The organism is Microbacterium sp. M (genome assembly GCF_045181065.1).
GTDB lineage: Bacteria > Actinomycetota > Actinomycetes > Actinomycetales > Microbacteriaceae > Microbacterium.
Genome location: NZ_CP173721.1, coordinates 1 through 13,741 on the forward strand (window position 1 = coordinate 1; position 13,741 = coordinate 13,741).

At 65.8% G+C, this 13,741-nt stretch carries 10 protein-coding genes and 2 tRNA genes; all 12 read left to right on the forward strand.

Annotated elements, in window-relative coordinates:
- Entirely contained in the window at window positions 1-1,392 is a 1,392-nt protein-coding gene (gene dnaA / locus ACI7YT_RS00005; RefSeq protein WP_406248013.1) for a chromosomal replication initiator protein DnaA, read from the forward strand.
- Window positions 1,393-2,145: 753 nt separating this feature from the next.
- Window positions 2,146-3,288, forward strand: a complete 1,143-nt coding sequence (dnaN, locus tag ACI7YT_RS00010) for a DNA polymerase III subunit beta (protein WP_406248015.1) — start codon at window positions 2,146-2,148, stop codon at window positions 3,286-3,288.
- A gap of 250 nt (window positions 3,289-3,538) precedes the next feature.
- Window positions 3,539-4,753 (forward strand): DNA replication/repair protein RecF, encoded by a 1,215-nt coding sequence (recF, locus tag ACI7YT_RS00015; protein WP_406248017.1) that lies wholly within the window; start codon window positions 3,539-3,541, stop codon window positions 4,751-4,753.
- Window positions 4,750-5,253 (forward strand): DUF721 domain-containing protein, encoded by a 504-nt coding sequence (locus ACI7YT_RS00020; RefSeq protein WP_406248019.1) that lies wholly within the window; start codon window positions 4,750-4,752, stop codon window positions 5,251-5,253. Before recF ends, ACI7YT_RS00020 begins: the two co-directional genes overlap by 4 nt.
- A 118-nt stretch (window positions 5,254-5,371) precedes the next feature.
- On the forward strand, window positions 5,372-7,444 hold the full coding sequence (gene gyrB / locus ACI7YT_RS00025) for a DNA topoisomerase (ATP-hydrolyzing) subunit B (RefSeq protein ID WP_406248020.1): 2,073 nt from the start codon (window positions 5,372-5,374) through the stop codon (window positions 7,442-7,444).
- Between the two features lie 42 nt (window positions 7,445-7,486).
- A complete protein-coding gene (gene gyrA / locus ACI7YT_RS00030; RefSeq protein ID WP_406248022.1) occupies window positions 7,487-10,039 on the forward strand; it encodes a DNA gyrase subunit A in 2,553 nt (850 codons plus the stop codon).
- Between the two features lie 5 nt (window positions 10,040-10,044).
- On the forward strand, window positions 10,045-10,449 hold the full coding sequence (locus ACI7YT_RS00035) for a DUF3566 domain-containing protein (protein WP_406248024.1): 405 nt from the start codon (window positions 10,045-10,047) through the stop codon (window positions 10,447-10,449).
- 167 nt (window positions 10,450-10,616) lie between these two features.
- Window positions 10,617-11,882, forward strand: a complete 1,266-nt coding sequence (locus ACI7YT_RS00040) for a histidine kinase (protein ID WP_406248025.1) — start codon at window positions 10,617-10,619, stop codon at window positions 11,880-11,882.
- Window positions 11,870-12,553 (forward strand): response regulator, encoded by a 684-nt coding sequence (locus ACI7YT_RS00045; protein ID WP_406248027.1) that lies wholly within the window; start codon window positions 11,870-11,872, stop codon window positions 12,551-12,553. The genes ACI7YT_RS00040 and ACI7YT_RS00045 overlap by 13 nt, the downstream gene beginning before the upstream one ends.
- A complete protein-coding gene (locus tag ACI7YT_RS00050; RefSeq protein ID WP_406248028.1) occupies window positions 12,550-13,494 on the forward strand; it encodes a hypothetical protein in 945 nt (314 codons plus the stop codon). The genes ACI7YT_RS00045 and ACI7YT_RS00050 overlap by 4 nt, the downstream gene beginning before the upstream one ends.
- Window positions 13,495-13,547: 53 nt before the next feature.
- Window positions 13,548-13,621: transfer RNA gene (locus ACI7YT_RS00055), tRNA-Ile, on the forward strand.
- A gap of 27 nt (window positions 13,622-13,648) precedes the next feature.
- Window positions 13,649-13,721 (forward strand) — tRNA-Ala (locus ACI7YT_RS00060).
- The last annotated feature ends 20 nt before the right edge of the window (window positions 13,722-13,741 follow it).

Here is a 13,741-nt window from a genome sequence, read left to right on the forward strand (position 1 = left end):
ATGTCCTCGCCTGCCCACCCCGACGTCCCAGTCTGGAACGAGGTGCTCGAGGTCCTGGCGGATGACGATCGCGTCACGCCGCAGCTGCAGGGCTTCCTCTCGTTGGCAGTGCCGGCCGGAGTGATGGGTGCGACCCTCTACTTGGACGTGCCGAACGACCTCACCGCTGCGCAGATCAACAAGCGGCTTCGCGTTCCGCTGATGGAAGGGCTCGCGCAGACCGGCGGCGAGGTCACCTCGTTCCGCGTGGTCGTGAACCACGAGCTCGCGGATCAGCCGACTGCACCGATCGCCGTCTCCGATTTCGCGCGCATCGAACCTGCCCGCGTCGAGTCGCCGATGGAGCAGCCGAGTTCGGTGCGCCACGAGTCGCGCCTGAACCCCAAGTACACCTTCGACAACTTCGTCATCGGCCAGTCCAACCGGTTCGCGCACGCCGCGGCGGTCGCCGTCGCCGAAGCGCCGGCCAAGGCATACAACCCGCTGTTCATCTACGGCGACTCCGGTCTGGGCAAGACCCACCTGTTGCACGCCATCGGCGATTACGCGCAATCGCTCTATTCAGGCGTGAAGGTTCGCTACGTCTCGAGCGAGGAGTTCACGAACGACTTCATCAACTCGATCGCGAACAACCGCGGGTCGGCGTTCCAGGCGCGCTATCGCGATGTCGACATCCTCCTCATCGACGACATCCAGTTCCTGCAGGGGCGCGCGGAGACCCAGGAAGCCTTCTTCCACACCTTCAACACGCTGCACGATCACAACAAGCAGGTCGTGATCACGAGCGATGTCGCGCCGAAGCACCTCACCGGCTTCGAGGATCGGATGCGCAGCCGCTTCGAGTGGGGTCTGATCACCGACGTCCAAGCGCCCGACCTCGAGACGCGCATCGCGATCCTGCGCAAGAAGGCGCAGAGCGAGGCGCTCCACATCCCCGATGAGGTGCTGGAGTACATCGCGACCGTCGTGTCATCGAACATCCGCGAGCTCGAAGGCGCCCTGATCCGCGTCTCGGCGTTCGCCAGTCTGAATCGGTCCTCTCTCGACATCGCGCTCGCGCAGACGGTGCTGCGCGACATCGTCGACACCGCCGAGGACAACATCATCTCGCCGACCGACATCATCACGGCCACCGCGGGCTACTTCAAGCTCACGGTGGACGACCTCTACGGATCCAGCCGCTCGCAGCAGATCGCCACGGCGCGTCAGATCGCGATGTATCTCTGCCGAGAGCGCACCAACCTCTCCCTGCCCAAGATCGGTCAACTCTTCGGCAACCGCGACCACACCACGGTGATGTACGCGTACAAGAAGATCAGCGAGCTCATGAAGGAGCGCCGCTCCATCTACAACCAGGTCACAGAGATCACCACTCAGCTCGGCCGCCGCTGACCCGGGACGCCAGCTGGGCGCTGCTCAGCGCTGCACCCGTTTCGACTCGCTCCGCTCGCTCAAGGAGCGACGTGGACAGCATCATTGTTCATCTGGCGCAGCCGTCGACGAAGTCGACGCTGCCCCTCCTTCCCTCACCCTCTCCCCTTATCCGGTGACGGTGTCCTCCGCCCTGCCTCAACGAGGGCGGAGGGATGCTTCGAGAGCGAGCGTCGGGAGGGCCCCGCGAAGCGGGAGGGACCCTCGGCGAGCGAACGAAGTATCCCGCAGCCCGGCATCAAGGTATGAAAAAGGGATCGCGAAGCCGAGCCCTCCCGGCTTCCCCACTACCGCTTGTCCCCCAAACGGCCGACTTGACACGCCGACCCGCACCCCGATATGCCCGTTTGCACATGTGGATAACTTGTGGATGAATCCGCTTGTTAACGGGACGAATCCATTCCAATCGCGGCATCCTGTGGATAACTCCTCGGATGCCGGAGGTGCCCGATCATCCCGAAACCCGCGGTTTCCTCAGTGATTCCACAACTCACAGCCATGTAGTTTCTTACTCTCGACTGATATCCACCGAGTTATCCACAGTATCCACAGCTGTTAACACCGTTAAGGAGTTAACTCGAATGAAGCGCGATCCGATCACCTCGAAGATGTGGAAACCGGTGCGTATGGTTCGGCCGCACTCTGGGGCTACGATGGGAAGCCCTGCGGTGGGCCCGCCTGCGCAGGTCTTGTAATTACGACGAGGGAGCGCCCGTGAGGTTCCAGGTCAATCGCGATGTCTTCAGCGAAGCAGTGTCCTTCGTCGTCAAACTCCTGCCCCAGCGCAACCCTCAGCCGATCCTCGCCGGCGTGCTCATCGAAGCCGGTGACGCAGGACTGACACTGTCGGCGTTCGACTACGAAGCATCCGCACGCACCACGATCGAGGCGACCGTCGATACGCCGGGCACGATCCTGGTCCACGGTCGTCTGCTGTCGGACATCGCGAGCAGGCTGCCGAATGCTCCCATCGAGATCGCGGTCGAGGAAGACGGCGGAATCGCCGTCACCTGCGGCTCCGCACGGTTCACTCTGGCGGCGATGCCGGTGGAGGAATATCCTTCGATCCCCGAGGTGTCGGGTTCGTCCGGTGTCGTACCCGCAGAGGATTTCGGTACCGCGATCGCTCAGGTCGGCTTCGCCGCCTCACGTGATGATGTGACACCGGTGCTCACGGGCGTGCAGCTCGAGGTCTCGGGCCTCAGCCTCAGCCTCGTCGCCACCGACCGCTACCGCGTCTCACTCCGCGACGTTCCCTGGGACGGCACGTCAGCCGACCAGACTGCGCTCGTTCCGGCACGCACGCTGCAGGAAGTCGGCAAGACCTTCGCGCACGCCGGCAACATCGAGATCGCGTTCTCCGGCGAAGGGGATCGCGAGATCATCGCCTTCACCGCGGGCAACAAGACCGTGACTTCTCTCCTGATCAAGGGCAATTTCCCGCCCGTGCGCCGGCTGTTCCCCGAGCAGACCGACCACTACGCGGTCGTCAACACCGCCGATCTGATCGAGGCCGTCCGCCGCGTTTCGCTCGTGCTCGACCGTGCCGCCCCGCTGCGGTTCACGTTCTCGAGCGACAACGTCACGATGGATGCTTCGGGCAGCGAGCAGGCACGGGCATCCGAGTCCGTTGACGCCCACCTCTCCGGGGGAGACGAGGTCACGCTCGGGCTGAACCCGCAGTACCTCGTCGAAGCGCTCGGCGCCGTCAAGAGCGAATTCGTGCGCGTCACGTTCACCTCGAGCGACAACGCGAACAAGCTCAGCCCGATCCTGGTCACGAGCCAGACCTCGGTCGACCAGGCGGGCAACGATTCGTACAAGTACCTGCTGCAGCCGAACCTCCTCCTCCGCTGACCGGGCGCGGCCGTCGGCGAAGCCGACGCCGCCCCCCCCTCCGCTCCCCTCCCATTCCCAGAATGGGAATCCGCCGTCCCACACTGTGAGGGCGCGGCGATGCCGCGGAGCGAGCATCGGGAGGGGCCCGCGAAGCGGGAGGGTCCCCGCTCTGCGAGCGAAGCGGCATCCCCGCGCCCGCCGTTCACGACTGGGCAACAGAGCTCTCACCCCGGTATGAGTGTCTGTCGCCGAAGGTAGGCTGACTCCCGTGATTGTGGAGCACCTGAACCTGGTCGATTTCCGCAATTACGCGACCGCTGATCTGACGCTGCATCCCGGCCCGAACGTGCTCGTCGGTCGCAACGGACAGGGCAAGACGAATCTCGCCGAGGCGATCGTCTTCCTCGCGACTCTGGGTTCGCACCGCGTCTCGGCGGACGCACCGATGGTGCGCGACGGTCACGAGTTCGCGATCATCCGCGCCCGTCTCTCGGTGGGTGAGCGCCGCGTCCTCATCGAGGTGCAGGTGAACCGGCAGGGTTCAAACAAGGCGCGCATCAACGGCTCCCCCGTGAAGACGAGCGAGCTGCCGCGCTATGCGCATGTCGTGCTCTTCGCTCCGGAGGACCTGCAGATCGTCCGGGGCGACCCGTCGGCACGACGTCGATTCGCGGATCAGCTGCTCATCCAGCGCGTGCCCCGCATGGCCGGCGTCCTCGGCGACTACGACCGAGTGCTCAAGCAGCGCACTGCTCTGCTGAAATCGGCGCGAGCCCGCGGCATCCGTGGGGAAGGTCTCACGACTCTGGAGGTCTGGGACGACAAGCTCGTCGCCCTGGGCAGTGAGATCATCGTGGCGCGGCAGCACCTGGCCGCCGATCTCCAGAAGCCCCTGGCCGAGGCCTACAGTGCGATCGCAGGAGCCGACCATCGCCCCGAACTCGAATGGGCGCTCTCCGTCCGCGGTGGCGACCCGGAAGAGGGCGAACCAGCGGAATCCGTCGCCGTCGAGCGCGCCGACATCGCCGAGACGTTCCGCGCCGCGCTGCTCGCGAAACGCACCCAGGAGCTCGACCGAGGACTCACCCTCGTCGGACCGCACCGCGACGACCTCCTCATGCGGGTGCGTTCCCTCCCGGTGAAGGGCTATGCGTCGCACGGAGAATCCTGGTCGGTCGCGCTCGCACTGCGGCTCGCGTCCGCCGAGCTGCTGCGCTCCGAATCGCCGGCGGGCGATCCTGTGCTGATCCTCGATGACGTGTTCGCCGAGCTCGACGCCGATCGCCGCCGGCGACTCGCGACATTGACCAGCGGGTACGAGCAGGTGGTGGTCACGGCCGCGGTCGAGGAAGATATCCCTGACGTGCTGCATCGTCATGTCGTGCGCATCGATGCCGGCACCATCATCGATGAACGATCCGATGCGGCATCCGTGCGGGCATCCGGCACGACCGACGACACCGACGAGGGGAGCGACGCATGACCGAACACATCACGCACACGGCATCCGACATCCCCGAGACCGTCGCGACCTACCTGCGCCTGCGCGGGCTGAAGCCGAGCTCGAAGAGCTGGAAGCGCAAGCGCCGTATCGCGGATGACGACGACAACGCGCCGTTCACCCCTGGTCGCGACCCCGGGTCGCTCGGCGCCGTGCTCGATGTCCTCACCAGGGAGGCGGGTTGGGAGTCGACCATGGCTCGCGAGGATCTCGTACGGCAATGGGCGGACCTCGCGGGGGCCGACACCGCCAAGCACTCCGATCCGGTCTCTCTGGAGAACGGAATGCTGACTGTCAAGTGCGATTCGACGGCCTGGGCGAAGAACCTGCAGTACATGCGCGGGACCATCCTCACCGAGATCGGCAGGAGGTATCCGGCAGCGGGTGTGGAGAACCTCCGTTTCATCGGCCCGGACGTTCCCTCTTGGAAATGGGGCCCGAGAGCCGTCCCAGGGCGGGGCCCGCGCGATACCTACGGGTAGGGCACCATGAGAGGCATCCGGATCGATTTGAGGGCCACACACGGCCTTTCAGCGCGATGAACCGCTTCCAGTACAGGTAGACTGGACTTCACAAGATCGATGTGGAGACTGCCCTCTGATGACGCCTGAATCCCCCGCTGACGAGACGGAATCGACGACCGGGGGCACCCCCGACGCGCAGGCCCGCACGGCCGGCGACTCCGCGAAGATCGACGCCGAGTACGGCGCCGACTCCATCCAGATCCTCGAAGGCCTCGAGGCGGTGCGCAAGCGACCCGGTATGTACATCGGATCCACTGGTCCGCGCGGCCTGCACCACCTCGTTCAGGAGATCGTCGACAACTCCGTCGATGAGGCGATGGCCGGCCATGCCGACACCATCGTCGTGACGCTGCTGGCCGACGGCGGCGTCCGCGTCGTCGACAACGGCCGCGGCATCCCTGTCGATCCGCACTCCTCGGACCCGACCAAGTCCACCGTCGAGGTCGTGCTGACGATTCTGCACGCCGGCGGGAAGTTCGGCGGCGGCGCCTACGCCGTCTCGGGCGGCCTGCACGGTGTCGGCTCTTCCGTCGTGAACGCGCTGTCCACGCGGTTCGACGTCGAGGTCAAGCAGAAGGGCTTCGTCTGGCGGCACAGCTTCGCCGACGGCGGCGTCCCCCAGCAGCAGCTCGAGAAGGGCGAGGCGACGACGGATACCGGAACGAGCATCACGTTCTGGCCGGACGCCACGATCTTCACCGAGGGCATCGAGTTCGAGTACGAGACCCTGCGCACCCGCTTCCAGCAGATGGCGTTCCTGAACAAGGGACTGCGCATCGAACTCAGCGACGAGCGCGACGGGGCGACCTACGAGACCGAGGTGGACGGCCAGGCGGTCACGAAGCAGCGCGCCGACGTGTTCTTCTACGAGCGCGGTCTGGTCGACTACGTCGAGTACCTCAACAAGGTGCGTCACGCCGATGTCGTCAACGACGAGATCATCGACTTCTCCGCCGAGGACACGGTCCGCAAGATCTCGGTCGAGATCGCGATGCAGTGGACGACGTCGTACACCGAGAACGTCTTCACCTACGCGAACGTCATCAACACGCATGAGGGCGGAACCCACGAAGAGGGCTTCCGCGCCGCGCTGACTACGCTCGTCAACAAGTACGCCCGTGCGAACAACCTTCTCAAGGAGAAGGACGACAACCTCTCCGGCGATGATGTCCGCGAGGGTCTGACCGCCGTGATCTCGGTCAAGCTGTCGGAACCGCAGTTCGAGGGTCAGACCAAGACCAAGCTCGGCAACACCGAGGCGAAGGCGTTCGTGCAGAAAGTCGTCGGCGATCAGCTCGGCGACTGGTTCGACCGCAACCCGACCCAGGCGAAGAACGTCATCCGCAAGGCGATCGACGCGGCCACTGCACGCCTTGCCGCGCGCAAGGCGCGCGAGACCGCACGCCGCAAGAGCGTCTTCGAGTCGGCTGCGATGCCCGACAAGCTCAAGGACTGCACGAGCAAGGACCCCTCGATCAGCGAGATCTTCCTCGTCGAGGGAGACTCCGCCGGCGGCTCCGCCGTTCAGGGACGCGACCCGCACACGCAGGCGATCCTCGCACTCCGAGGCAAGATCCTGAACGTCGAGCGTGCGCGCCTCGACAAGGCTCTGGGCAACAAGGAAGTCCAGGCGATGATCCAGGCCTTCGGCACCGGCATCGGCGAGGACTTCGACATCGAGAAGGCCCGCTATCACAAGATCGTCCTGATGGCGGATGCCGACGTCGACGGCCAGCACATCACCACGCTGCTCCTCACGCTGCTGTTCCGCTATATGCGCGGGCTCATCGAGGCGGGCTTCGTCTACCTCGCCATGCCGCCGCTGTACCGGCTCAAGTGGTCGAACCAGCCGCACGAATACGTGTACTCGGATGCCGAGCGCGACGCGCTGCTCAAGGACGGGCTGGCGAACGGCAAGCGCATCCCGAAGGATGCCGGCGTCCAGCGCTACAAGGGTCTCGGCGAGATGAACGCCAAGGAACTGTGGGAGACCACGATGGATCACACCACGCGCACCCTGCGCCAGGTGACGATCGACGACGCCGCGGCCGCGGACGAGATCTTCAGCGTGCTGATGGGGGAGGACGTCGAATCCCGTCGCGGCTTCATCCAGCGCAACGCCAAGGACGTCCGCTTCCTGGACATCTGACGTCGCCAGCCTCGCAGACACGACCGGAATTGAAAGACACACATGACTGACGAAGAACGTCCCGACATCAACGCCGGACACGACCACGGCAAGATCGACCAGGTCGACCTGCAGTCCGAGATGCAGCGCAGCTATCTCGACTACGCGATGGCGGTCATCGTCGGCCGTGCGCTGCCTGATGTGCGCGACGGCCTGAAGCCCGTGCACCGCCGTGTGATCTACGGCATGTACGACGGCGGGTTCCGCCCGGACAAGTCGTTCTCGAAGTGCGCCCGTGTCGTCGGCGAGGTCATGGGTCAGTACCACCCGCACGGCGACTCGGCGATCTACGACGCCCTCGTCCGCCTCGTCCAGCCGTGGTCGCTGCGCTATCCGCTCGCGCAGGGTCAGGGCAACTTCGGGTCCCCCGGCAACATGGGCGCCGCGGCTCCTCGTTACACCGAGACCAAGATGGCTCAGCTCGCCCTCGAGATGGTGCGCGACATCGAGGAAGAGACCGTCGACTTCACCGACAACTATGACGGTCAGACCCAGGAGCCGACCGTTCTGCCGGCGCGGTTCCCGAACCTGCTGGTGAACGGCTCGGTCGGCATCGCGGTCGGAATGGCGACCAACATTCCGCCGCACAACCTCCGAGAGGTGTCGGCCGCTGCGCTCTGGGCGCTCGACAATCCCGGTCTTCCCCGCGAGGAGCTGCTGGAGGGCCTGATCCAGCGCGTCCCGGGCCCCGACTTCCCGACCGGTGCGCAGATCCTTGGCACCAAGGGCATCCACGAGGCCTATCGCACCGGTCGCGGTTCGATCACGATGCGCGCCGTCGTGAACGTCGAGGAGATCCAGAATCGTACGTGCCTGGTCATCACCGAGCTGCCGTACCAGGTCAACCCCGACAATCTCGCGGTCAAGATCGGCGATCTGGCCCGTGACGGCAAGATCACGGGGATCGCCGACATCCGTGACGAGTCCTCGGACCGCACCGGCCAGCGCCTCGTCGTCGTCCTCAAGCGGGATGCCGTGGCGAAGGTCGTGCTGAACAACCTGTACAAGCACACATCGCTGCAGGAGAACTTCGGCGCGAACATGCTCGCGATCGTCGACGGCGTTCCGCGCACGCTCGCGCTCGACGGCTTCGTGACGCACTGGATCGATCATCAGATCGAGGTCATCGTCCGCCGCACGACCTTCCGGCTGCGCAAGGCCGAGGAGCGGATGCATATCCTGCGCGGATATCTCAAGGCGCTCGACGCGCTGGACGAGGTCATCGCGCTGATCCGCCGCTCGCAGACGACGCAGGAGGCGAACGAGGGACTTCAGAAGCTCCTCGACATCGACGAGATCCAGGCAGACGCGATCCTGCAGATGCAGCTGCGCCGACTGGCGGCGCTCGAGCGGCAGAAGATCATCGACGAGGCCACCGAGCTCGAAGCGAAGATCGCGGACTACAACGCGATCCTGGCCGATCCGATGCGTCAGCGCGCCATCATCCGCGAAGAGCTGACCGGCATCGTCGAGCGCTTCGGCGACGAGCGCCGCACGCACATCCTGCACGGGTTCGACGGCGACGTCTCGATGGAAGACCTCATCGCCGAAGAGGAGATGGTCGTCACGGTCACCCGCGACGGATACATCAAGCGGACGCGCAGCGACAACTACCGCTCGCAGCACCGTGGCGGCAAGGGCATCAAGGGCGCGCAGCTGCGCGCCGATGACATCGTCGAGCACTTCTTCGTGACGACCACGCACCACTGGCTGCTGTTCTTCACGGACAAGGGGCGCGTCTACCGGACCAAGACGTACGAGGTCCCCGAGGCCGGCCGCGACGCGAAGGGCACGCATGTCGCGAACCTCCTGGCGCTGCAGCCGGACGAGGGGATCGCGCAGATCCTCGACATCCGCGACTACGCGGTCGCCGACTACCTGGTCCTCGCGACGCACGACGGTCTCGTCAAGAAGAGCCGTCTGAGCGACTACGACACCAATCGTCAGGGCGGTGTGATCGCCATCCGCCTGAACGAGGAGGACGAACTCGTCGGTGCGCTGCTCGTGGACAAGTCGGACGACATCCTGCTCATCAGCCGCCGCGGCATGTCGGTGCGCTTCAGCGCGACCGACGAGGCTCTGCGTCCGATGGGTCGCGCGACCGCCGGTGTGAAGGGCATGAAGTTCCGGGAGGGTGACAGTCTGCTCTCGGCATCCGTCGCCGCTCCCGGCCAGTTCGTGTTCGTGGTGACCGACGGCGGATACGCCAAGCGCACTGCGATCGAGGAGTACCGCGTGCAGGGACGCGGTGGCTATGGCATCAAGGTGGCCAAGCTGAACGATGATCGCGGCACGCTCGCCGGCGGCCTGATGGTCGCGGATGACGACGAGGTTCTGGTGGTTCTGTCCAGCGGCAAGGTGGTACGCTCTGCCGTGGCCGAGGTCCCGGCGAAGGGCCGCGACACCATGGGTGTGGTGTTCGCGAGGACATCTGCGGATGATCGCATCCTGGCCATCGCCCGCAACGGAGAGCGGGGCCTCGCCGAGGATGAAGAGTCCGAGGTGGATCCCGAGACGCCCGACTCCGAGAACACACAGACTCCTGAGGAAAACTAAGACGCATGAGCACAGTAGCCGACAAGCTCGCGAAGAAATCGACGCGCAAGTCCGGGGGCAAGCAGGTTCGTCTGCGCCTGGTCTACGTCGACTTCTGGTCCGCGGTGAAGCTGGCGTTCCTCGGGGCGATCGCGTTCGCGGTCGTGACCATGGTTTCGTTCTTCCTGGTGTACATGGTGCTGCAGGCGACGGGTGTCATCTCCCAGGTCGATGAGATCCTCGGGAGCTTCACCGACGGCGCGTTCTCGTTGTCCGAGACCGTCGGCCTTCCCCAGGTCATGGCTTTCGCAGCCGTCGTCTCGATCCTGAACCTCATCGTCTTCACCGTGCTCGGCGCGGTGGTCGCGGGTATCTACAACCTCGCGGTCAAGGTCACCGGCGGTCTGCTGGTCGGCTTCACCTCGAACTGATATCCACGGGCTCGCTGAGCCGGTCGGAATCGGAAGGCGGATGCTTCGGCATCCGCCTTCCGTCGTTCGACGCCGTCGTGCGGAAGGACGGAAGTAGGGAAAACCCGAAGCGAGCTGTCCGGTTGCCTCGGTATCCCGGCGGGGCCCGGAACCGTAGCGTTATGGGCATGACGAATCAGACTGCCCAACCCGCAGCGCCGGTCGCAGCGCGGCCGCCGGTGCGATTGCTCCTCACCATCCTGCAGCTCATCGCCCTCGGTGTGCTCGGATCGATCACCTTCGGCATCCTGAGCGGACTGTTCGCGGCCAGCATCGCCCTCGTGTTCGTGTTCGGCATCGGACTGATCTTCTTCGTGGGACTCGTGTACGCGATGTTCGGCGTCGCATGGTTCGAGGTGGCTCGCGTCAGCAGCCTCTACGAACTGAATCTGCCCGCCCTTCGCTGGCGCCCGCGCACCCGCCCCGGCTTCGGCGGGTGGGTTCGAGCACTCGGCCGGCAGGCCGTCGACGGCTCGATGTGGCGCGCGCTGGCGAACTTCGTCCTCGCCTGCATCGCCGGTGCTCTGATCCTGCGCCTGTTCTGGGGCATGATCTGGTCGGCGATCATCGCGTTCGCGCCCCTGGCGATCGACGGAACCGTCGACGGACCGTACGGCAGCGAGATCCTGGTCGAATGGGCGCCGCTGTTCGGCATCCTCGGCGTCGTGATCTCCGCAGCGGCGATCATCGGGCTCGCCCTGCTGCACCGGGTGATCACCCGCGCGCTGATCGTGCCGAGCCGTGAAGCCGAGCTCACCGAGCAGGTGCGCACCACCAGCGCCCAGCGCGAAGGCGCGGTCCGCGCCGCAGACGTCGAGCGGACCCGCATCGAGCGGGACCTCCACGACGGCGTCCAGCCGCGCCTCGTCTCGGTCGGCATGACGCTCGGGCTCGCCCAGCAGAAGATCGACGACGACCCGGCGAAGGCCAAGGAACTGATCTCCGAGGCGCACACCTCCACCAAGGCCGCCATCACCGAACTGCGCCAGCTCGCCCGCGGCATCCACGCGTCCGTCCTGGACGACCGGGGTCTCGACGCCGCCCTCTCGGCGCTCGCCGGCCGGTCGCACATCCCCGTGCACCTGGACGTCCGCATGGACGGCCGGTGCAGTCGGGATGCCGAGGCCGCTGTGTACTTCGCCATCGCCGAGTCGCTGACGAACGCGGCCAAGCACTCCAGAGCCAGCGACTGCCGCGTCATCGTGCGCCGTCGAGAGAACGGCGTGCTGTGGGCCCGCGTCGAGGACAACGGCATGGGGGGCGCGCAGATACAGCCCGGCGGCGGCCTCGACGGCATTTCGAACCGCGTACTCGCCGCCGGCGGCACGTTCCGACTCGACAGCCCACAGGGCGGTCCGACCAGCCTGGAGGTGAGCGTGCCATGCGCATCCTGATCTGTGAGGACTCCGTCCTGCTGCGCGAAGGCCTCGTCCGGCTTCTCGAGGACGCCGGCCACGAGGTGGTCGCCGCACTCCCCGACACGAACGGGCTGCACGATGCGGTGACCGAGCAGGCGCCCGATCTCTGCATTCTGGATGTCCGCCTTCCCCCGACCTTCACGGACGAGGGGATCCGCGCGGCGCTCGAGATCCGATCCCGCCGCAGCCAGTTGCCGATCCTCGTGCTGTCGCAGTACGTGGAGGAGCGCTACGCGAGCGATCTGATCGCCGCGCAGGGCGGTCCGCTCGGGTACCTGCTGAAGGACCGGGTCGCCGACGTGTCGGAGTTCGTCGCCTCAGTGGAGCGGATCGCGGACGGTGCGACCGTGCTCGACCCGGAAGTGGTCGCGCAGCTGCTCACACGACGCAACAAGGACGACCGGATGCTGCGGCTCACCGAGCGCGAGCGCACGGTGCTGGCGCTGATCGCCGAGGGCAAGTCGAACCAGGCGATCGCAGGTCTCCTCTTCCTGTCCGAGGGCAGTGTCGAGAAGCACATCACATCGATCTTCCAGAAGCTCGGCTTCGAGCAGGACGAATCGGGCAACCGGCGGGTGCTGGCGGCACTCGCCCACATCGAGAACAACGGTGGCCCCGCCGCCGGACAGACAGGAGCGGCACGATGAGCACGAACGACAACGGCGGGCACGAGATCCCGCTGACTCCTCCGCAGGCGACGCCGGATGCCGCGGTGAACGCGGTCCCGGCTCCGCCCACGGCATCCGCTCCGCCGGCTGGCAGATCCGTTCCGCCGCCGGCTGGACCGGCCCGTCCGGCGTCGGGTGCTGGACGACCGATCGGGATCGTCCTCGCCGTGATCGGCGGGGTGGCGCTGCTCGGGTCGGGAGCCACTGCGGCCTTCGCGGCCGGGAACCAGCTGAACCAGCACAGTTTCTCGACGACGGCGGATGCCACCGGCATCCAGTCGCTCGATATGGAGGTCGGCGCCAGCGATGTGACGGTCGAGTTCGGCGATGTCGATGAGGCCGAGCTCCGTGTCGACGGGGACAGTGGAACGTGGACGATCGAGCGCGACGAGGACGAGTTGCTCGTCCGCAGCCCGAACCGCACCTTCGGGTGGTGGTTCGGGGACTGGTGGGGCGACGACGAGCGCGTCGTGCTGACTCTGCCACAAAGCCTGCAGAGTGCAGGGCTGGATCTGGACCTCGACCTCGGGGCCGGCAGCCTGGAGGCGGCGGGCGAATTCGGCGAGGTGGATCTGCACGTCGGTGCGGGGGCGCTGACGCTGGAGGGATCCGCGACGTCTGTGGATGCCGACATCAGCGCGGGCCGTGCCGAGATCGAACTGGCGGACGTCCGCGAGGCCGACTTGGGTATCTCGGCCGGGCGTCTGACGGCCGAGTTCACCGGCACCACTCCGGATGCGATCACGTTCGAGGTGAGCGCTGGATCGCTGGAGCTGACGGTGCCGGATGACGTGTACAACGTGACCCAGGAGGTCAGCGCAGGGTCGTTCGACAACCGCGTCGAAACCTCCACCAGCGCGTCCAGCACCATCGACGCGAAGGTCTCCGCCGGATCGGCCACGGTGCGCGCGGGGGACTGACCCGTCTCGATTCGGTTTTTTCGTCAATCTCGGGTAATCTCTTGGAGGTTGACGGGGCTATAGCTCAGGCGGTTAGAGCGCTTCACTGATAATGAAGAGGTCCCAGGTTCAAGTCCTGGTAGCCCCACTCCACACTCTAACTGAACACCCTTACGGGGCCTTAGCTCAGTTGGTAGAGCGCCTGCTTTGCAAGCAGGATGTCAGGAGTTCGAATCTCCTAGGCTCCACAATCAGAACCGGTCGGACA

Coding starts and splice junctions, on each gene's coding strand:
- dnaA (WP_406248013.1), top strand. CDS start 1: ATGTCCTCGCCTGCCCACCCCGACGTCCCAGTCTGGAACGAGGTGCTC.
- ACI7YT_RS00020 (WP_406248019.1), top strand. CDS start 4,750: ATGACCGAACACATCACGCACACGGCATCCGACATCCCCGAGACCGTC.
- gyrB (WP_406248020.1), top strand. CDS start 5,372: ATGACGCCTGAATCCCCCGCTGACGAGACGGAATCGACGACCGGGGGC.
- gyrA (WP_406248022.1), top strand. CDS start 7,487: ATGACTGACGAAGAACGTCCCGACATCAACGCCGGACACGACCACGGC.
- ACI7YT_RS00035 (WP_406248024.1), top strand. CDS start 10,045: ATGAGCACAGTAGCCGACAAGCTCGCGAAGAAATCGACGCGCAAGTCC.
- ACI7YT_RS00040 (WP_406248025.1), top strand. CDS start 10,617: ATGACGAATCAGACTGCCCAACCCGCAGCGCCGGTCGCAGCGCGGCCG.
- ACI7YT_RS00045 (WP_406248027.1), top strand. CDS start 11,870: ATGCGCATCCTGATCTGTGAGGACTCCGTCCTGCTGCGCGAAGGCCTC.
- ACI7YT_RS00050 (WP_406248028.1), top strand. CDS start 12,550: ATGAGCACGAACGACAACGGCGGGCACGAGATCCCGCTGACTCCTCCG.